Genomic DNA, 18,702 nt, shown 5'->3' with positions numbered 1-18,702 from the left:
TTTTTATTGTTCATCAGCCATCATTCATTCATCGCATCCATCATGGGAAAACATCTGAAGCCTTATCCGCAAGAGAAGAGGGGCAAGCATCTGCAACTTTCAACCATCGATGAACTCAAGGACATGGCCCGCCAGGTGCGCAGGGATGTGATCCGCATGCTGGCGAAGTCCAATTCGGGACATACCGGCGGTTCGCTTGGCATGGCCGATATTTTTACGGCGCTCTACTTCAGGATTTTGCAGCATCATCCGCACCAGTTCCGTCAGGGAGCCGATCACGACATGTTGTTCCTCTCGAACGGTCACATCGCGCCGGTCTGGTACAGCGTGCTGGCCCGTTCGGGCTACTTCTCGCTCGACGAGCTGAACTACCTGCGCGAAGTCGATTCCTACCTCCAGGGCCATCCGACCTGCGAGTCGGGGCTTCCGGGCATCCACATCGCGTCGGGTTCGCTCGGCCAGGGCTTGTCGGTGGCGGTCGGCGCGGCGCTCGGCCTGCGCATGGATGGCAAGAAGGGCGAGGTCTTCTGCCTGATGGGTGACGGCGAGTGCCAGGAGGGGCAAATCTGGGAGGCCGCCATGAGCGCCGCTCACTACCAGCTCGGCAACCTCATCGGCATCGTCGATTACAACAACCAGCAGATCGACGGCGAGGTGTCGGACGTGATGGACGTCGAGCCGTTCGCCGACAAGTGGCGCGCTTTCGGCTGGGATGTGCTCACCTGCGATGGCAACGACATCGAGCACTTCATCGATACGCTCGAATATCTCCGCAAGGACAAGAGCCGCACCAAACCGGTGGTGGTGCTCGCCACGACGGTGATGGGCAAGGGCGTACCGTTCTTCGAAGGCACGATGCCCGACAAGTCCAACTGGCACGGCAAGGCGCCGTCGAAAGAGGATGAGGTAAAAGCGCTCGAAATTCTTGGCATCACCGTTTTCGGTGACTTTTAAGGGTTTCGTCCGAAGTGCAGGTTCAGGCGGGCAGATACCGGGGGCGCAAGATCAGGCATCTGCCCTCGCGTGACATTCGGCCGTGCAGCAGCAGGGTCAAGAAATCGCTCTTCGACGCGCTTGCGGCGCGGATCGATTTCGACGGCATTGACGTGCTCGATCTCTTCGCCGGTTTTGGCAACCTCGGCTTCGAGGCCCTGAGCCGGGGTGCGCGGAGCGCCTGCTTCGTCGAGCAAAACCGCCAGGCGCTCGAAACAATGAAACAGACGGCGGCGGATATTGGCGCAGGCGCATCGGCGCGTTTCGTCATGGCGGACGTCACGGCGTTTCTCAAGCGGCAGGAGGGTCCGTTCGACCTGGTTTTCTGCGATCCGCCCTACCGCTGGGAGGATTACGAGCACCTGATCCGCTCGATTCTCGATACCGGCCTGCTCGCCCCGGGAGGGCTGCTTCTCATGGAGCATCACGCGAGCCACGATTTTTCGCCGTCGCGTGGCTACCTTTTCCACAAGGATTACGGCACCACGCGCGTCTCTTTTTTTACACCCGAACCAGGAGCGCATGAGTAGGAAAGCCATCTATCCGGGAACCTTCGATCCCTTCACCAACGGCCATCTCGACGTGCTTGAACGCGCCCTGAACATCTTCGAACAGGTCGATGTGGTGCTTGCCGAGAACAGCCAGAAGCAGACGCTTTTTTCGGTCGATGAACGGCTCGAAATGGTCACGGAGGTGGTGCGCGACCTTCCGAACGTGAACGTCGATGTGCTGCATGACGGGCTTTTGGCCGACTACGCCCGTCAGGCCGGGGCCAACGCCATCGTCCGGGGAGTGCGGCAGGTGAAGGATTTCGAGTACGAATTCCAGATGTCGTTGTTGAACCGCCATCTTTACCCCGAAGTGACGACGGTGTTTCTCATGCCGAACGTCAAGTACACCTACGTCGCCTCGACGATCATCCGCGAGGTGTCGATGCTTGGCGGCGACGTCAGCAAGTTCGTTCATCCCTACGTGCTCGACCAGCTTTTGCAAAAAAGGGCGGAGCGGCGGGCGCACTGATTTTTTCAAACCAACACAACCAATTCTACAGAGATGAGCGCAGAGAGCCATGAACGATTCCTGAGCCGCCGGGTGCGGAACATGCAGGAGTCGCAGACGATGAAGATCTCCGGACTGGCCAAGAAGATGCAGGCGGAAGGCAAGGATATCGTGAGCCTTTCGGCGGGCGAGCCGGACTTTCCGACGCCGGAAAATGTGTGCGAGGCGGGCATCGAGGCGATTCGTTCCGGCTTTACCCGTTATACGGCAAACGGCGGAATTCCGGAGCTGAAAAAAGCGATCATCCGCAAGCTTTCGCGCGACAACGGCCTCGAATACGTCGAGAACGAAATTATCGTCAGCAACGGTGGCAAGCAGACGCTCGCCAACACCTTCCTCGCGCTCTGCGACGAAGGCGACGAGGTGATCGTGCCCGCGCCCTACTGGGTGAGCTTCCCCGAGATGGCGCGCCTGGCCGGAGCCACGCCGGTAATTGTCGAGACCTCGATCGAGACCGGCTACAAGATGACGCCGGAGCAGCTCGCCGCCGCCATCACGCCGAAGACGCGGATTCTCGTGCTCAACTCGCCGTCGAATCCCTCCGGCGCGGTCTATAACAAGGCCGAGGTTCGGGCGCTCATGAAGGTGCTCGAAGGCAAGGAGATTTTCGTGCTCTCCGACGAGATGTACGACATGATCTGCTACGGCGGCGTCCGCCCCTTCTCGCCCGCGCGGATTCTGGAGATGAAGCCGTGGGTGATCGTCTCGAACGGCACCTCGAAGAGCTACTCGATGACCGGCTGGCGGATCGGCTACCTGGCCGCGCCGAAGTGGATCATTGACGCCTGCGACAAAATCCAGTCGCAGACCACCTCCAACGCCAACTCCATCGCGCAGAAGGCCGCCGTGGCTGCGCTCGATGGCGACCAGTCGATTGTCGAAGAACGTCGCGCGGAGTTCGAGAAGCGCCGCGACTTCATGTTCCGCGAGCTGAACACCATTCCCGGCATCGAATGCACACTGCCGGAGGGGGCGTTCTACATCTTCCCGTCGATCAAGGGATTGCTCGGTAAAACCTTTGGCGGCAAGGTGATGAAGGATTCTGCGGACATCGCCGAGTATCTGCTGAAAGATCACTACGTGGCCACCGTGCCGGGCGACGCTTTCGGCGCGCCGGAGAACCTGCGCCTTTCGTACGCGGCCTCGATCGAGGAGCTGACCGAGGCGGTCAACCGCATGAGAAAGGCCTTCGCTTAACTACCGCCCATGCTGAAGGTTCGCCGGAGCCGGGCTTACACTCGCTGGTTCGGATGGTACTCCCGTCGGCAGTTCAGGCGCCATTTCCACTCGCTGAGGGTGCAGATGCCGCCGGAGCTGCCGGAGATGGAGCTCGATACGCCGGTCATCTTCTACGGCAATCACGCCTACTGGTGGGACGGCTTCTGGTCGCAGCTTTGCACCGAGCTGTATTTCCGGCAGAATCTCTACATCATCATCGAGTACGCGCAGCTCAAAAAGCACCAGTTTTTCACCCGCCTCGGCGCATTCTCCATCGACCGTGGCAACGCCCGGAGCGCCATCGGTACGCTCGATTACGCCGCCGAGCGCCTGCTCTCGCCATCCGCCCGCCAGAACGCGCTCTGGATTTTTCCTCAAGGCAAGATCGAGCATGTCGATAAACGTCCCCTCCTGTTTTTCCGGGGAACGGCTGGCATCGCCCAGCGTGTTTTCAAAAAGAGGGAATCAATTTACCTTGTTTCAGTTGTCAGCCGTATTGAATATCTTGAGGAGCAAAAACCTGAACTTTTCCTGTCCTTCGGGTCGCCAGAGCTGCTGAAAAAATCTGACTGGAACGGGCTTGACGCTCTCACGGCACTGATGCAGGCGGCGACCGAATCCCATCTCGACAAGGTGAAGCAAGCGGTCGTCGAACGGAGTCTCGACGGCTTCGAGGTCGTTGTGCGCGGATCGGAGTCGATCAACCGCCGCGTGGAGGCTTTCCGTGGCCTTTTCGGAAAAGGCAGTCCGGCAGGGAGTGAGAAGTGAAACTATAGAGAGACGATGTCGCCGCGTTCATCTGAATGGCGTGGCGAAAATAGATAAAGGATATCAATATATGAGTACGGTTCTATGCAGTTGCCTGCTTGGCGACAATGCCAAAGTGAGGCTGAAACTGTCGAAAATGCTGGAGGAGCAGGCGTCCGGTCTCTATCCCGACGATCTTCCCGAAATCTCCGTGCCTGTGGTTGAAATAGAGATGAAGGGGTGCCGCAGGGAGTTTTATGTCGGCGCGAGCGGCGAGGAGCTGGCCATCGGCACGCCGGTGATTGTCGAGGCGGATGGCGGCTTCGACATGGGCATCATCTACTCGACGGGCCGCATTGCCCTCAGGAAGCTTCAGCTCAAGGGGCAGACGAGCGAGATCGACAAGCTTCCGGCGATCATGAGGCGGGCCACCGAGGAGGAGGTGCAGGAGTTCGCCGAGATTCGCAAGCGAGAGCCGGAAATCAGGGCCGCCTGCCTGAACCGGATCGAACGCCACCGGCTCGAAATGAAGCTGGTCGATATCGATCTCCGGCTCGATCAGCAGAAGCTTTCGGTCTATTACACGGCCACGCACCGCGTCGATTTTCGGGGCTTGGTGCGCGATCTGGCGGGGGAGTTCAAGGCGCGCATCCAGATGGTGCAGATCACCACGCGCGAGGAGGCGCGGCGTACCAACACCCAGGGATCGTGCGGCTGCGCGCTCTGCTGCTCGACCTGGATGCAGAAAATTCACTCCAATCCTTTCGCCGAAAAGCCGCAGATGCCGGACAGCATCAACGGCGACAACTTCTCGTTCAACACCATCGGCCTCTGCAACCGCCCGAAGTGCTGTCTCGGCTTTTCGAAGAGCAACGGCAAATGCGGCAACGGTCAAGGTAACGGCAGGCAGAACGGATGGCCCGCCGTCGGCACCACCTTCGCCGTCAGGGACGGTAACGCCGTGGTCGAGGGGGTTGATCAGCAGAAGAAAAGCATCTGGATACGCTACGTCAGTACGGGCCAGAAGCGGCGTATTTCGCTGGACCAGTACAACAGCATGACGGGCCGCCGCCAGGGCGGACAGGCCTGAAACACTCTTCCATCACCCGGCAAACCACCGGGTGACGTGATTTTGTCATCATCGAACGACTTTCTGTTATCCATGACTCATACATACAAAAGAACTCTCGTTACCACCGCTCTTCCTTACGCCAACGGCCCGGTGCACCTCGGCCACCTCGCCGGGGTCTATCTGCCCGCCGATATTTACGTACGCTACAAACGTCTCTGCGGCCACGACGTGATTCACATCGGCGGCTCGGACGAGCACGGCGTGCCGATCACCATCACCGCCGACCGCGAGGGGATTTCGCCGCAGGATGTGGTGGATCGCTACCACGCGATGAACGCCGACGCTTTCGCCAAATGCGGTATTTCCTTCGATTACTATGGCCGCACCACTTCACCGGTGCACCACGCGACGGCCAGGGAGTTTTTTGCGGAGATCGAGAAAAAGGGGATTTTCGTCAGGAAAACCGAAAAGCAGTTCTTCGATCCGGTGGCCGGGCGCTTTCTCTCCGACCGTTACGTCACCGGAACCTGCCCGGTCTGCAAAGCGCCCGGCGCGAACGGCGACCAGTGCGAGCAGTGCGGTACGCATCTCAGCCCGACCGAGCTGATCGACCCGAAGAGCAAGCTCTCCGACGCCACGCCGGAGCTGCGCGAAACGCTGCATTGGTACTTTCCGCTGGGGCGCTTCCAGAAGCAGCTCGAAAATTACGTCGAACGGCATACCGGCGACTGGCGTTCGAACGTCGTCAACTATTCGCGCACATGGCTCAACCAGGGCCTCGCCGACCGCGCCATCACCCGCGACCTCGCCTGGGGCATTTCGCTGCCGCTCGACTCCGAGGAGGCGAAGGGCAAGGTGCTCTACGTCTGGTTCGACGCCGTGCTCGGCTACATCTCCTTCACGAAAGAGTGGGCGGAGAAGCAGGGCGACGCCGAACTCTGGCGGCGCTACTGGCAGGATCCCGATACGCGCATCATCAACTTCATCGGCAAGGACAACGTGGTGTTCCATACGCTCATGTTCCCGGCGATCCTGATGGCCTGGAACGAGGAGCGCGTCGATGGGCGTTACGAGCTGGCCGACAACGTGCCGGCCTCGGAGTTCATGAACTTCGAGGGGCGCAAGTTCTCCAAGTCGCGCAACTACGCGGTCTATCTCGGCGAGTTCCTCGAACGCTTCCCGGCGGACACCTTGCGCTACAGCATCGCGATGAACTATCCCGAGAACAAGGACAGCGATTTCAGTTGGGGTGACTTCCAGAACCGCACCAACGGCGAGCTGGCCGACACGCTCGGCAACTTCATCAAGCGCTCGATTGACTTCACCAACGCCCGCTTCGGCGGCGAGGTGCCTGCGGAGATCGATCTCGAAGCGTGGGACGGCCTCGGCATCGACTGGTTGGGCAGCTTCGGCAAGCTCGAAGCGGCCTACGACGGCTTTCACTTCCGCGAAGCGGCGAGTCAGGCGATGGAGATCGCCCGCTTCGCCAACCGCTTCCTCACCGAGAGCGAGCCGTGGAAGGTCATCAAGGTTGACGCCGAAGCGGCGGGCCGCACGATGGCCGTATCGCTGAACCTCTGCCACACGCTCGCGCTGCTTTTCTGGCCAATAGTGCCCGAAACCGCCAACCGCATCTGGCGTATGCTCGGCTTCGAGGGCAGGATCGACGACCTCGTTGAACCCGGCAATCCGGTCTGGCGCAGGGCGCTGGAGCCGGGCCTGAAAAAGGGCCACAAATTGCTCGGATTGTCCGATATCCTCTTCTCGAAGATCGAAGAGAAAGACATCGAGCCGGAGATGAAGAAGATCGAGGCGCTGCTTGCCGAAGCGGAACGCCGCGAAGCCGCCGAACAGCCCGCGCCGATGACCTTCAAGCCGGAGATCACCTTCGACGATTTTCAGAAGATCGATCTGCGCGTCGCGAAGGTCATTGCCTGCGAACCGGTCAAGAAGGCCAACAAATTGCTCAAGCTGCAATTGCAGGTCGGCTCGGAAGAGCGCCAGGTGCTTTCGGGTATCGCGCAGCACTTCACGCCCGAAGAGATGGTGGGTAAGAGCGTCGTGCTGGTGGCCAACCTCGCCGACCGTACCATGCGAGGCGAGCTGTCGCAGGGCATGATTCTCGCCGTCGAGGGCGCCGATGGCCGCCTCTTCTTGCTCGAGCCTCAGGGCGAGGGAATCTGCGGAAATCAGGTATCCTGAAAATAAAGTTTGCAATAGACGATGAATGTTGTACATTCAGACACTATACATCGTGGGGTGGAGCAATTGGTAGCTCGTCGGGCTCATAACCCGAAGGTTGCAGGTTCAAGTCCTGTCCCCACCACCAGCAAAAGACCGCGCCATGTTGCGCGGTCTTTTTTTTGGCTTTTCGGCGGTGCGGCGGGGTATATTGCCTTCGTGCAACTCTTTTTCTTATAAGACCTATAAGTCCTATGGGAAGGATGCCAAACTACCGAACAACTTCAGGGCTATTTTCTCATGGGCCGCTTTGCTTTTCTTTTTTTTCTCCTGGTTTTTTTTGCTGCCCCCGCAGCCCGCGCCGAGGCATTCCGTTACGGCCTCGATGTGCTCGATGCGCAAAAGTGCGCCCCGTTGCAAGGCAAGCGGGTCGGGCTGATTACCAACGCGGCGGCGGTGTCGCGTTCCGGGGAGCCGGGGTACCGGGTGCTCTTGCGGAACGGGGTGGATCTCAAATTCCTGATGGCTCCCGAGCACGGCTTCGCTCTCGATTACGAGGCTGGCCAGAAGGTGGGCAATGCCGGGGTTGGCAACAGCCTGAAAGTGTGGTCGCTCTATGGCGACTCCAGGAAGCCGGATGTTCAGCTCCTGAAAACCATCGATGTGCTGGTGTTCGACCTTCAGGACGCCGGAGTGCGCTGCTACACCTACATCTCCACCATGAAGCTCGCGATGGAGGTGTGCAGCGAAGCGGGCGTCGCCTTCATGGTGCTCGACCGGCCCAATCCTCTCGCGCCGCTTCCGGCCAGCGGCTTCGTGCTGGAGCCGCGCTTCGAGTCGTTCGTCGGCGCGGCTGAGCTGCCGTTCATTCACGGCATGAGCGTGGGGGAGATCGCCGCATGGCTGCAAAAACGCCGCTTTCCCGGCCTGTCGTTGCAGGTCGTCCGGATGCGGGGCTACCGGCGCGACCGCTTCGCCGACGATCTTCCGGGCTTCCGTTTCCGCCCGCCATCGCCGAACCTTCGCGATTTCAAAACGCTGCTGCTCTATCCTGCAACCGTCATGCTGGAGGGAACCGACGTCAGCGAAGGGCGCGGCACCGACGCTCCGTTCCGGATGTTTGGCGCGCCATTCATCGACAGCAAAGCGCTCATCCGGGAACTCGAACAGTACCGCTTGCCCGGCGTCGAATTCCACCGGACGAGCTTCACGCCCGAGAGGAGCAAATTCTCCGGCGTCGAGTGCCAAGGCGTCCGCCTGAAGGTGACCGACCGCGAGCGCTTCGATCCATTCCTGACCTCCACGGCGATTTTGCTCTCACTGCAAAAGCTTTGGCCAAGCCAAACAGGCCTGCACCGCCACGCGGCTTTTTTCGACCAGCTCGCCGGAACCAGCCGCTACCGCCTCATGATTCAGCAGCAGCGCCCGATCGGGGAAATTCTCGGTGCTGTCCGCGTCCAGGTGCGGGCATTCGAAGCGACTTCGCCAAACCGTTACCTTTATCCCTGAAGCTCCGCCTCGCTGGCTGGTGCGGAATGCAGCACTCTCCCTTGATGCCCGATGGGGTGAGCAGTATCTGCCAGAGCTGGATCGTGCGCGCCCGGAAGGCTCCCGCGCAGCTCAGGAGGTAATAGCGCCACATGCGGTAAAATTTTTCGTCATAGCTGCTTTTGAGGCTCGGCCAGTTGCGCGTCACGTTACGCTCCCATGCTTTGAGCGTCAGAGCGTAATCGTAACTGAGCGAGTGCCAGTCTTCGAGCACGAAACGCCCCTCGAAACCGCCGGAAATCTGGCTGACTGATGGGAGCATCGAGTTTGGAAAGATGTATTTCTCGATCCATGGATCGGTGCCCGTTACCGGCGCGTTGCTGCCGATACTCTGCACGAGCATCCGCCCCTCGGGCTTGAGGCAGCTTCGGGCAATATCGAAATAGGTACGGTAATTTTTGTAACCGACATGTTCGAGCATCCCGATCGAAACGATCCGGTCGAACGAGCCTTCGAGCTGGCGGTAATCCATCAGCCGGATATCGACGTCGAACTCCTTGCAGAACGCTCTGGCGAAACTCGCCTGCTCCTGCGAGACGGTGACGCCAACCACCTTCGCGCCATACCGTTCAGCGGCGAACCGCGCCGCACCGCCCCAGCCGCAGCCAATGTCTAACAGCCTCATGCCCGGTTCGAGGGCGAGTTTGTCGAAAACAAGGCACAGCTTGTTCTCCTGCGCCATTTCGAGACTGTCGGCCTCGCGCCAGCAGGCGCAACTGTACATCATCCACGGATCGAGCATCGCCCGGAACAGGTCGTTGCCCGCATCGTAGTGGCGCTTGCCGACGGTGAAGGCGCGAGCCGGTTTTTGCAGATTGATCAACGCGCCCTGAAGATACTCCATGACGACGGTCAGCGTGACAAGTTGCCGGTCGACGCCCGCCGAGAGTATCCGGAAAAACAGCTCTTCGAGGTCGTCGCACTCCCACCAACCCTCCATGTAGGACTCGCCGAATCCAAGGTTTCCCTCAAGAACAGTTTTTCTGAACATGCGGCTGTCGTGTACCCGGATATCCCAGGGGTAGTTGCCGTCGATAACTATGTTTGCCGTATCGAGAAGGTTCCCGAGGCGTTGCTGGAAAAGGTGGTCGAGCATGGCGCAGTCCTCCGGTTTCCGGGGAAACGTTCTGTTTCACGAAATGGATAAACTGATGTAAAAACTACTCTAAAAAATAAAGCATAAAATACGAAATATCAAACACTCGCCCGGCACTGCCAGACAGCGTGAAGATCGAAGGAGGGGATTTGTTCGAGCAGCTTCAGGTTTTCAGTTGTTCCTTGCCGTTCTGGGGACTCTTTTTCGGGCGGCCACGTTTTTTGGCGGAGGGATGTTCGGGGGGATTGTTTTTCTGCCGTGGTTTTTCGTCTTCATCGGATTCTTCGAGCTCATCGAGTTCTTCGAGTTCGGGGTTCTCCTCCGTTTCGTCTTCGATGTCGCAGAAGGTTTCGCTGTCGAAGACCTCGTCCGGGATTTCAAGTTCGACGTCGATTTCATCGACGCCTTCGTCCTGAACCTGCGGTTGGCGTGACCGGCTGCTGCGTTTACCCTTCAGGGCCGGTTCGATGAGCGTCATGACCTCGTTGATCGAAGAGAAGATGTAGAGCTGTTTGTCGAGGTTGGTCAGCTTGAGCAGGTCCTTGATCTGCTGGCAGAGCGAGACGAAAATGGCCAGACCATCGGAGCTGTTGGCCCGCTGGTGGGCAAGAAGCATCGAGCCGATGCCGGAGGAATCGATCGCTTTGACCTGTGAAAAATCGATGATGACGTTTTTACTGGTCTCGTTACTGACCATGCTGTCGATAGTCGCCTTGAAACTGTTGGCATGGCGGACATCGAAAACCGGTTCTTCGAGCTTGAGGATGGTCAATTCCTTGCGGGTAGATACGGAGTGTTTCATACAGAACTCCAGCGGAAATACGGTAACTTATTTTATAAAAGGCACTTGCTCTGCCTTTTCCGCTCCGCGTCAGTTGAGGGATGGTTGAGACACCGATGCGAAGCGTCTCCTTTCCCTATTATCGTACAAAATTCGATTCATTCAAATGATTTTTTTGTGACGGCGTAAAATGTTGGGGGTGGGGAGAGGTCTCAAAAAAACTGTGCGGCCCTACGCTCAAACTGTAATCGCTCGCTGCTCGCAAGGCATTGAATGCGATTACTTGACAAACGATTACAAGAGCAAAACATAGCGGTCAATTCGCGATGTCGGTTCGAGTCTGTTCACGAAACCGCTTTGAATGTCAGTTCCACGCCAATCGCTTTGAGTACCGCTTTCACAGTTTCATATCGCGGATGCGCTCCAGGACGCAGAGCTTTGTAGAGGCTTTCTCGGCCAAGGCCCGTTTTTTTCGCGATCTCGGCCATGCCTTTCGCCCTGGCGACGTCGCCCAAGGCTCCAAGAAAAACCTCCGGATTCGGGTCTTCCGCGGTTGCCTTGAGGTATTCGACAATCATTTCGTCGCTGTCGAGGTAGTGTGCCGGGTCAAAATCCCGGATTGTCACCGTGTTCATAGTTTCCTTCCTTGATATTGTTACAGGTGATGTATTCAGGAAGAAAATTATTTCGTGGAATTATCTTGGAAAAAGCGCTTTACCCAATCCTCCGGCAAATCACTTCCACCAACGCATCAACCCCGGCTTCGTCCAGCGGCGCAGCCACCCACTCCATATCCAGTCGGTTTCTGAAAAAGGTCAATTGCCGTTTGGCGTAGTTTCTGGTGTGTTGGGCGATGAGGACTTCGGCGGTCTGGAGGTCGTGCAGGCCCTCGAAGTGCTCGAAGAGTTCGCGGTAGCCGACGGTGGCCAGAGCGTTGAGGGTTTTGCTGCGCCACTGGTCGCGGAACTGGTCGTAGAGGCGACGGGCTTCGGCTTCGAGTCCAGCTTGCATCATGGCTGCCGTGCGGCGGTTGATGCGATCGTAGAGAAGCTCGCGGGGCAGGTCGATGCCGATGACGGTGAAGTCGATTCCGGTGGACGGGCCGGTGGTTTTTCGCTGCAAGGCGGTGACGGTCTGGCCGGAAAGCTCGATGATTTCGAGGCTTCGGACGAGGCGTTGGCTCTTGGTGGGGTCGAGCGTGCGGGCCTGTTCGGGATCGAGCGCTTCGAGTCGGCGGTAGAGCGCTTCCGCGCCGTGACGTTCGAGTTCGCGGGTCAGCCGCGCCCTGATCTCCGGGTCGGCGGGCGGGAGTTCGGCGAAGCCTTTGAGCAGGCCTTCTATGTAGAGCGTCGAGCCGCCCGCGACTATTGGCGTAATGCCGCGCTGACGTAGTTCCCGGATTCGCTCCGCCGCCTGTTCCGCGAAATCTCCCGCGCTGAAGGGTTCGCCGATCTCTTTTTCGTCGATGAAGTGGTGTCTGATCTCCTCCAGCATCTCGCGTGGCGGCTTGGCCGTGCCGATGTCCATGCCGCGATAGATCTGGCGCGAGTCCGCCGAGACAATCTCGCCGCCGATCTGGCGGGCGATGCGGAAGGCCAGCTCCGTTTTGCCGGAAGCGGTGGGGCCGAGGATCACGAGAACCGGTTTGTCGTTCATCGTCAGCCTTCGGAGGGGAAGAGCGGTTTGAGCGCTGCGTAGACTTTCGAGACCGGCAGGCCGACGACGTTGTAGTAGCAGCCGTCGATGCGCGTCACGAAGCAGGCAAGCAGCGGGTCCTGGATGCCATAGGCTCCAGCCTTGTCGAAAGGTTTCATCACCTCGATGTAACGGGTGATTTCGCCGGGCGTTATTACGCCAAATTCGACGGTGGTGCGGGCATAGTTCATCACCGCGTTGCCGTCGTGCAGGATGCAGAAGCCGGTGAGCACCTCGTGGCTGCGGCCTTGCAGCGCCGAGAGCATCTCGAAGGCATGGTCGAAGTCGCCGGGCTTGCCGAGCGCCGCGCCGTCGAGCACCACCGTGGTGTCCGATCCCAGCACGACAGCGTTCGCGTCCGCCGACGATAAAGTGCGTAGCACGGCTTCGGCTTTTTTTCGCGAGACAGCGAGCACATTCTCCTCGACCGAAAGCGCCGGATCGAAGGTCTCGTCGATTTCGACCGAGGCCGTCTCGAATGGAATGCCCGTCATGGCGAGTAGCTCCTTGCGGCGCGGCGATTGCGAGGCGAGGATAAGTCGCTTTTGTCCGCTCATCGTCAGTCGAAGGTTTTCCAGTTGCGTTTCGAAAGGTCTCGGTAAATCATCGCTCCTGCGACTGCACTGGCGGCGTAGTAGAGCGCGGCGGTAAGTGGCTCGCCGAAGATCAGTTTGCCGGTGCCGAAAAGTGTGGCGTAAACCAGCACGATGCCGAAAAACCAGTCGGCGAAGAGGGCAGGGAAGCCGGTATCGCCTTTTACGTCAGGAAGTTCGTCGGCTACCGGTTTCCACAGCGCTCCGCCGACCCGCGTGGTGCGGTAGAAGGCGTACAGCTTCTCGCGGTCAGTCGGCTTGGTGAGCCCGGTGACGGCGAGTGTGCAGACAATCGTGAAGAGCACGATGACGAAAATCGTGTCGGGGAAGGCGAGCGTGGTGAAGCGGCTCACCCAAGTGTACGCCACGATTGGCGCAACCATCGAGGTGATCTCCGACCAGGCGTTGAGCCGCCACCAGAACCAGCGCATGATCAGCACGAAGCCCGTGCCCGCGCCGCACTGGATGATGAACTCCCACGCGCCGGTGATGGTCTCCAGCACGTAGAAAGTGATATAAAGCGCGAAGATAGCGGTCACCGCCGTGACGATCCTCGACATCAGAACGTAGTGGTTCTCTTCGGCCTCCGGCTTGACGAAGCGCTTGTAGAGGTCGTTGATGAGGTAGCTTGTGCCCCAGTTGAGGTGGGTCGAGAGCGTGGACATGTAGGCTGCCATGAAGGCTGCGATGAGCAGGCCTTTCAGTCCGGCGGGCAGCACGGCGTTCATAACATACACGAAGCCGTCCTCCTTCTGTCCAACAGGCAGGTTCGGGAACATCACGAGGCTCACGAGGCCGACCACGATCCACGGCCACGGGCGTACGCAGTAGTGGGCGATGGTGAACCAGAGGGTGGCGAGCAGCGAGTTTTTTTCGTCTTTCGCGCTCATCATGCGCTGGGCGATGTAGCCTCCGCCGCCCGGCTCCGCGCCCGGATACCACGATGACCACCACTGCACGAAGGCCATGGCGGCGAAGGCGGTGAAGGGGAGCGCGTAAGCTCCTGTCTGCGAAGTGTTTACAGCCGACGAGAACGACGGGAAGAAGTCAAACATCCAGCCGGGTAGCGCCTGCTTCAGCCCGCCTGCCGCCGTGACCTGCGGTGAGTTGACCGCCAGCACGGCGAGGACGATGCAGCCGCCCATCGCGATGACGAACTGCACGGCGTCGGTGATCGAGACGCCCCAGAGGCCTGACATGCCGGAGTAGATCGCCGTGAAAATCACCAGCCCCACGATGGCAAGTTCCGGGTTGAGGCCGGGAATCATGATTTTGATGATCTTGAACATGGCCAGGTTGACCCACCCGATGATGACTGCGTTGATGAACAGACCGAAGTAAACCGCTTTGAAGCCGCGCAGAAAACTCGCGGCCTTGCCGCTGTAGCGCAGCTCGATGAATTCGAGATCGGTCAGAATGTTGGCCCGTCGCCAGAGGCGCGCGAAAAAGAATACCGTGAGCATTCCGCCCGACACGAAGGTCCACCAGACCCAGTTGCCCGCGATGCCATTTTTGGCCACGAATCCGGCCACGGCGAGCGGTGTGTCGGCGGCGAAGGTGGTCGCCACCATGCCGGTGCCCGCGATCCACCACGGCAGCTTGCGCCCCGAGAGGAAAAACTCGCCGACGTTTTCGGAGGCTCTTCGTGAGAAGAAAAGTCCGACAAACAGCGTCAAAAGCAGGTAGCTCGCGATGATCGCAATATCGAGCAGGGTAAGTTGCGCCATTGGTGGTTGGGTTTGGTAAAGCACGGTTATGGTTCTTGCGAGCTTGCTCATGGGACGAATGGGACTTACAGGACGAATGGGACTTACAGGACGAATGGGACGAATAAGAGATGGAGAACTTTCGCCTTTGTCCATTGCGTCCACTAAGTCCACTGCTGTTACCCGCAAGGGCGAACACACAGGTTCGCCCCTACAGAAGTTTACCAAAGAGCGAGCGTGTCGTTCGCCCCAAACGATGTTACCCCTCTATGCGCGACAGCTCCAGGAAGCTCTGGTAGCGGTCATCGACTTCGAGCAGGTCGAGTTCGTTGTAGCGGTAGGGGCCGAACTGCTCGACGCAGAAGCTGGCCATGGCGCTGCCGTAGAGCACGGCTTTGCGCATCTCGGCCTCGCTCGTGCTGCCGCAGCGGGCCAGGTGGCCGATGAAGCCGCCCGCGAAGGTGTCGCCAGCGCCGGTCGGATCGAAGATCGATTCGAGCGGGAAGGCCGGGGCGGCGAAAATCCCGTTGTCGGTAAAGAGCAAGGCGCCGTGTTCGCCCTTCTTGATGATGAGGGTTTTCGGCCCCATCTCGCGGATGATGCGCGCGGTCTTGACCAGGTTCGGCTCGCCGGAGAGCAGGCGGGCCTCGCTGTCGTTGACGATGAAGACGTCAACCCGCGCGAGCACCTTTTTCAGTTCTTCGGGTTTGCCCTCGATCCAGAAGTTCATCGTGTCGCACACGATCAGCTCCGGGTTGGAAATCTGGTCGAGCACCTTGAGCTGCAATTCGGGATCGATGTTGCCGAGGCACACATACTTCGAGTCGCGGTACTGCGCCGGGACGTGCGGATCAAACGCGGCGAAGACGTTCAACTGCGTGTCGAGCGTGTCGCGGGTGTTCATGTCGTAGTGATAGCGCCCCGCCCAGCGGAAGGTTTTGCCCTCCTCGACCATCTGGATGCCTTTCGTGTCGATATTTTTTGAGTGAAGCAGGCCGAAGTGCTCCTCCCCGAAATCGGAACCGACGACGCCGACCATCCTGATCGGATCGGTGAAGTAACTCGCCGAAAGCGCGATGTAGGTCGATGAGCCGCCGAGGGTGTTGTCGGAGCGACCAAAGGGGGTTTCAATGTCGTCGAAAGCGAGGGATCCAATGACGAGAAGTGACATGATATGATAATTAAATGGGTTACTGGAAAATGTCGTGTTGGAATTACTCTTCAGCCGCGCCCGGCAGCTCGAACAGAATGCACTCGCCCGGCGCGAAATCGAGCGTCACCTTGTGGTCGGAGACGGTCAGTTTCCGTCCCGTGATCAGCTCTTCGAGTTCCATCGCCTCTTCATCGAACTCCATCGTGCCTGAAACAGCGTCGTCGAAATTGCTGTTGCCCGCGAAGACGAGCGTTTTCTCGCCGGATTTACGCATGACAGTCAAAAGCGCCGGGTCGGAGATGTAGGGCTGCATGATCGAGCCGATTTCGCCGCGGCGGACGAGGTCGAGGTAGAGGCTCCGGATGTCGAGCACCCGGCGGATGTCGTCGCAGAGCGGGGCGAAGCCGTTGGATTCCGACCAGTCGCAGGCGGCGGGGGCGAACAGCGGCAACGTCTCGGCGGGGAAGTGCTGGCGGTCGTCGTCGGTGAAGTTCAGGCCGAGGTTGACCGGACGCCACTCGCAAATCTCCATGCCGGAGTGGATGAAGGGCATTGCCGGAAGCACCGCGCCGAGCGTGAAGAGGAAGAGCGCTCGCCGTCGTCCCGCCTCCTTTCCTGTAAGATGGTGGCACACTCGCGGCGTATTGTGATTTTCGCCAGTGGCGAAAAACGGGATCGCCACGCCGTTGCGGTTCAGGAAATTCAGCAGTCCCTTGATGTATTGCACGTCGTGAATGACGAAAGGCAGCGAGCCGAGCACGGCGTTGAACCCCTCCTCCTTCAGTTTCGGCGACGGGTCGAAGTTCTCGTCCCAGAAGGCGAACTCCGGTTTGCCCCGGCGGGCCTCCGTGACGATGGCGGCTTTCAGCTCCGGCGGCAGCGCGTGGCCCATGTCGATCATCGCGCCGTCGATGCCGAACTCGTCGCGGCACCACGGGATGATGCCGGTGATCTCTTGCCAGAGCGCCATCGCGCGGAACTCCGGGCGTTCGAGCGCCTCGTCGTACATCCGTATCGTGTTGTACGCTATGTAGTTGAAGCGCGGCGCATCGTGCAGCTTCAGGTAGGTGACGTCGGTCCACGGCGGCTGGCGGTCGTCCGGCGGCCAGTCGGCGAAGGCGCTGGCGATGAGGCACTCGCCGCCGTCCGGGGTCGTTCCCGTGTAGCCATTTTCGCCGGGCGTGGCGGTTTCTGGCGTTGGCGCGAAGCGGCTGCGATACGCCTCGTCCGGCTCCGGCAGCTCGTGGAAGTCGTGCTTGTCCACCTGTTCGTAGATTCGCGCGAGGGTGTTGTGGTCGAATGCGGGCGGGCCGTAGCTCGCCGGGTCGCGATCTGTCCGGAGCCAGTAGAACCACTCCGGGTGCTCGCCGATCCAGTCGCTGTCGATCGATGCCGTGCGGAAGACGAACTCGAAGACGACCCTCATGCCGAGGTGATGCGCCGCTTCGACCAGCGCTTTCAACTGCGTCTCCACCGGCAGGTCGAGCGCCGGTTCGCCGAGGGTTTCGTCGAGCTTGTAATGATTTTTGATTGCGTAGGGCGAGCCGAGTTCTCCCTTGCGGTTGACCTTGCCGATACTCGTCAGCGGCAAGAGATAGAGCGTATTGACGCCCATTCGCTTGATATAAGGCAGCATGGCGATGGCCTTGAGCAGGGTGCCGGTCTCCCGGAATCCGCCCGCGAGCGGCTCCGTGCCGATGCGCCCGTCGCGGTCGTGGTCGAAAGCTGCGTTGTACCGGACGAAGAGGTTGTACACGGTCGCCGAGGCGCTCCAGTTCCGGTCGCTCGCAGCCGCCACGCCCGGCTCAACCGGAGCCGAGGCCCTGATCGCGCCGATAGCGTCGATGAAATAGTCGAAAGGATCGACCATCGAAACACCGGTCGCGCCCGCGCGCCAGAGGTTCGGCACGGCGTATGGTTCGGTGGGCTGGCGGCGCTTTGCCGATTCCAGCGATTCGAGGATGATGTCGAGGGTGGGCGTTGTCAAGCTGTCAGATTTTCTGGGTAGATAGAGGCGAAAAATTGCTAAAGATAATTATTATCGGGAAAAGATAAGCAGAACCATTCAGGCATTTGTGAAGCGTATGGCGGGAACGATGAGAACTATCAAAATGGAGATCGAGTACGATGGAACCGGTTTTTCCGGCTGGCAGCGGCAGTCTGGCGCGTTGACGACGGTGCAAGGCGCGATCGAGGCGGCGCTCGGCAGAATCACGCAGGAGAAAATCGGCATCATCGGCGCGGGCAGAACCGACAAGGGCGTCCACGCTCGCGGGCAGGTGGCGAGCTTCACGACCGGCTCGCCGATGCCGCTTGGCCGCCTGATCCATTCGTGCAACTCGCTCCTGCCCGATACGATCCGAATCACCGCCATGCGGCAAGCGCCGGAGTCGTTCCACGCCCGCTTCAGCGCCACGTCGCGCGGGTACCGCTACTTTCTGCTCGAACGCCCGTCGGCCATCGACAGCCGTTTCGCGGGCTGCTCTTACGGCAAGCCCGACGTCGCCGCGATGAACCGGCTGGCGGCGATGCTGCCCGGAACCCGCGACTTCGCGGCCTTCTCGAAAGAGGACTCCGATCAGCAAAGCACGATCTGCACCGTCACGGAGGCCAGGTGGTGCCGCTCCGGGCGCTACCATGTCTTCCGCATCAAGGCGAACCGCTTTCTTCGCAGCATGGTGCGCTTCCTCGTTGCCGGGATGATCGAGGCCGGGATGGGTCGTCTTGAAGAGGAGGAGTTTGTGGGGATGCTCGAAAGCTGTCGCCGCTTGCCGAACCTGAAGCCCGCCGACGCTGCGGGGCTTTTCTTGTGGAAGGTCGGGTATGATTGAATTATGAATTATGAATTATGAATTATGAA

The 18,702-nt window shown here is 59.6% G+C and carries 16 protein-coding genes, 1 tRNA gene and 1 pseudogene; 10 read left to right on the top strand and 8 right to left on the bottom strand.

Translation table 11 applies throughout. The features are described from left to right. The first annotated feature begins 42 nt into the window (after window positions 1-42). From FGF66_RS00275 to FGF66_RS00235, 9 genes and pseudogenes are all read left to right on the top strand, one after another. Window positions 43-954, top strand: a complete 912-nt coding sequence (locus tag FGF66_RS00275) for a transketolase (protein ID WP_139455713.1) — start codon at window positions 43-45, stop codon at window positions 952-954. A gap of 11 nt (window positions 955-965) precedes the next feature. Further along, window positions 966-1,523: pseudogene (rsmD, locus tag FGF66_RS00270) on the top strand (16S rRNA (guanine(966)-N(2))-methyltransferase RsmD); the annotation flags it as partial. After that, window positions 1,516-2,013 carry a pantetheine-phosphate adenylyltransferase gene (gene coaD, locus FGF66_RS00265; protein WP_139455711.1) on the top strand — a complete coding sequence of 166 codons (498 nt, stop codon included), beginning with the start codon at window positions 1,516-1,518 and terminating at the stop codon, window positions 2,011-2,013. The pseudogene rsmD and the gene coaD, both read left to right, overlap by 8 nt. Before the next feature lie 33 nt (window positions 2,014-2,046). Continuing rightward, the gene (locus FGF66_RS00260) at window positions 2,047-3,249 is read left to right on the top strand and encodes a pyridoxal phosphate-dependent aminotransferase (protein WP_139455710.1); all 1,203 of its coding nucleotides are present in this window, start codon (window positions 2,047-2,049) and stop codon (window positions 3,247-3,249) included. A 9-nt stretch (window positions 3,250-3,258) separates the two neighbouring features. Further along, the gene (locus FGF66_RS00255; RefSeq protein ID WP_139455709.1) at window positions 3,259-4,038 is read left to right on the top strand and encodes a lysophospholipid acyltransferase family protein; all 780 of its coding nucleotides are present in this window, start codon (window positions 3,259-3,261) and stop codon (window positions 4,036-4,038) included. 70 nt (window positions 4,039-4,108) lie between these two features. Then, the gene (locus tag FGF66_RS00250) at window positions 4,109-5,107 is read left to right on the top strand and encodes a PSP1 domain-containing protein (protein ID WP_139455708.1); all 999 of its coding nucleotides are present in this window, start codon (window positions 4,109-4,111) and stop codon (window positions 5,105-5,107) included. Between the two features lie 72 nt (window positions 5,108-5,179). Next, entirely contained in the window at window positions 5,180-7,291 is a 2,112-nt protein-coding gene (metG, locus tag FGF66_RS00245; protein ID WP_139455707.1) for a methionine--tRNA ligase, read from the top strand. 51 nt (window positions 7,292-7,342) lie between these two features. Continuing rightward, window positions 7,343-7,418: transfer RNA gene (locus tag FGF66_RS00240), tRNA-Met, on the top strand. 152 nt (window positions 7,419-7,570) lie between these two features. Beyond that, window positions 7,571-8,779: an exo-beta-N-acetylmuramidase NamZ family protein gene (locus FGF66_RS00235; protein ID WP_139455706.1), complete on the top strand. Its 1,209-nt coding sequence runs from the start codon at window positions 7,571-7,573 to the stop codon at window positions 8,777-8,779. Here the strand turns inward: FGF66_RS00235 and cfa are convergent. From cfa to FGF66_RS00195, 8 genes are all read right to left on the bottom strand, one after another. After that, the gene (gene cfa, locus FGF66_RS00230) at window positions 8,676-9,914 is read right to left on the bottom strand and encodes a cyclopropane fatty acyl phospholipid synthase (protein WP_139455705.1); all 1,239 of its coding nucleotides are present in this window, start codon (window positions 9,912-9,914) and stop codon (window positions 8,676-8,678) included. The genes FGF66_RS00235 and cfa overlap by 104 nt on opposite strands. Before the next feature lie 163 nt (window positions 9,915-10,077). Continuing rightward, window positions 10,078-10,716, bottom strand: coding sequence for an STAS domain-containing protein (locus tag FGF66_RS00225; protein ID WP_139455704.1), 639 nt, complete (start codon window positions 10,714-10,716; stop codon window positions 10,078-10,080). A gap of 323 nt (window positions 10,717-11,039) precedes the next feature. Continuing rightward, a complete protein-coding gene (locus tag FGF66_RS00220) occupies window positions 11,040-11,330 on the bottom strand; it encodes an addiction module antidote protein (RefSeq protein ID WP_139455703.1) in 291 nt (96 codons plus the stop codon). A gap of 79 nt (window positions 11,331-11,409) precedes the next feature. Continuing rightward, window positions 11,410-12,351 carry a tRNA (adenosine(37)-N6)-dimethylallyltransferase MiaA gene (gene miaA, locus FGF66_RS00215; protein ID WP_139455702.1) on the bottom strand — a complete coding sequence of 314 codons (942 nt, stop codon included), beginning with the start codon at window positions 12,349-12,351 and terminating at the stop codon, window positions 11,410-11,412. Window positions 12,352-12,353: 2 nt separating this feature from the next. Beyond that, window positions 12,354-12,947: a Maf family protein gene (locus FGF66_RS00210; RefSeq protein WP_139455701.1), complete on the bottom strand. Its 594-nt coding sequence runs from the start codon at window positions 12,945-12,947 to the stop codon at window positions 12,354-12,356. Between the two features lie 2 nt (window positions 12,948-12,949). Further along, on the bottom strand, window positions 12,950-14,710 hold the full coding sequence (locus tag FGF66_RS00205; RefSeq protein WP_139455700.1) for a sodium:solute symporter family protein: 1,761 nt from the start codon (window positions 14,708-14,710) through the stop codon (window positions 12,950-12,952). A gap of 238 nt (window positions 14,711-14,948) precedes the next feature. After that, window positions 14,949-15,860 (bottom strand): carbohydrate kinase family protein, encoded by a 912-nt coding sequence (locus tag FGF66_RS00200; protein ID WP_139455699.1) that lies wholly within the window; start codon window positions 15,858-15,860, stop codon window positions 14,949-14,951. Between the two features lie 43 nt (window positions 15,861-15,903). Next, window positions 15,904-17,712, bottom strand: a complete 1,809-nt coding sequence (locus FGF66_RS00195) for an alpha-amylase family glycosyl hydrolase (RefSeq protein ID WP_139455908.1) — start codon at window positions 17,710-17,712, stop codon at window positions 15,904-15,906. 226 nt (window positions 17,713-17,938) lie between these two features. Here FGF66_RS00195 and truA point away from each other — a divergent pair, with 226 nt between their 5' ends. Next, window positions 17,939-18,673 carry a tRNA pseudouridine(38-40) synthase TruA gene (truA, locus tag FGF66_RS00190; protein WP_170181113.1) on the top strand — a complete coding sequence of 245 codons (735 nt, stop codon included), beginning with the start codon at window positions 17,939-17,941 and terminating at the stop codon, window positions 18,671-18,673. The last annotated feature ends 29 nt before the right edge of the window (window positions 18,674-18,702 follow it).

This window comes from Chlorobaculum thiosulfatiphilum, from assembly GCF_006265165.1.
Lineage (GTDB): Bacteria > Bacteroidota > Chlorobiia > Chlorobiales > Chlorobiaceae > Chlorobaculum > Chlorobaculum thiosulfatiphilum.
Note: the sequence above shows the minus strand (reverse complement) of the source record. Positions and strands in the feature narration are given on the sequence as shown.

Excerpts from the sequence above, each read along its gene's own strand:
- miaA (WP_139455702.1), bottom strand. The coding sequence starts at position 12,351 with ATGAACGACAAACCGGTTCTCGTGATCCTCGGCCCCACCGCTTCCGGC.
- metG (WP_139455707.1), top strand. The coding sequence starts at position 5,180 with ATGACTCATACATACAAAAGAACTCTCGTTACCACCGCTCTTCCTTAC.
- FGF66_RS00205 (WP_139455700.1), bottom strand. The coding sequence starts at position 14,710 with ATGGCGCAACTTACCCTGCTCGATATTGCGATCATCGCGAGCTACCTG.
- cfa (WP_139455705.1), bottom strand. The coding sequence starts at position 9,914 with ATGCTCGACCACCTTTTCCAGCAACGCCTCGGGAACCTTCTCGATACG.
- FGF66_RS00200 (WP_139455699.1), bottom strand. The coding sequence starts at position 15,860 with ATGTCACTTCTCGTCATTGGATCCCTCGCTTTCGACGACATTGAAACC.
- FGF66_RS00255 (WP_139455709.1), top strand. The coding sequence starts at position 3,259 with ATGCTGAAGGTTCGCCGGAGCCGGGCTTACACTCGCTGGTTCGGATGG.
- FGF66_RS00275 (WP_139455713.1), top strand. The coding sequence starts at position 43 with ATGGGAAAACATCTGAAGCCTTATCCGCAAGAGAAGAGGGGCAAGCAT.
- truA (WP_170181113.1), top strand. The coding sequence starts at position 17,939 with ATGAGAACTATCAAAATGGAGATCGAGTACGATGGAACCGGTTTTTCC.
- coaD (WP_139455711.1), top strand. The coding sequence starts at position 1,516 with ATGAGTAGGAAAGCCATCTATCCGGGAACCTTCGATCCCTTCACCAAC.
- FGF66_RS00220 (WP_139455703.1), bottom strand. The coding sequence starts at position 11,330 with ATGAACACGGTGACAATCCGGGATTTTGACCCGGCACACTACCTCGAC.
- FGF66_RS00235 (WP_139455706.1), top strand. The coding sequence starts at position 7,571 with ATGGGCCGCTTTGCTTTTCTTTTTTTTCTCCTGGTTTTTTTTGCTGCC.
- FGF66_RS00210 (WP_139455701.1), bottom strand. The coding sequence starts at position 12,947 with ATGAGCGGACAAAAGCGACTTATCCTCGCCTCGCAATCGCCGCGCCGC.
- FGF66_RS00195 (WP_139455908.1), bottom strand. The coding sequence starts at position 17,712 with ATGGTCGATCCTTTCGACTATTTCATCGACGCTATCGGCGCGATCAGG.
- FGF66_RS00225 (WP_139455704.1), bottom strand. The coding sequence starts at position 10,716 with ATGAAACACTCCGTATCTACCCGCAAGGAATTGACCATCCTCAAGCTC.
- FGF66_RS00260 (WP_139455710.1), top strand. The coding sequence starts at position 2,047 with ATGAGCGCAGAGAGCCATGAACGATTCCTGAGCCGCCGGGTGCGGAAC.
- FGF66_RS00250 (WP_139455708.1), top strand. The coding sequence starts at position 4,109 with ATGAGTACGGTTCTATGCAGTTGCCTGCTTGGCGACAATGCCAAAGTG.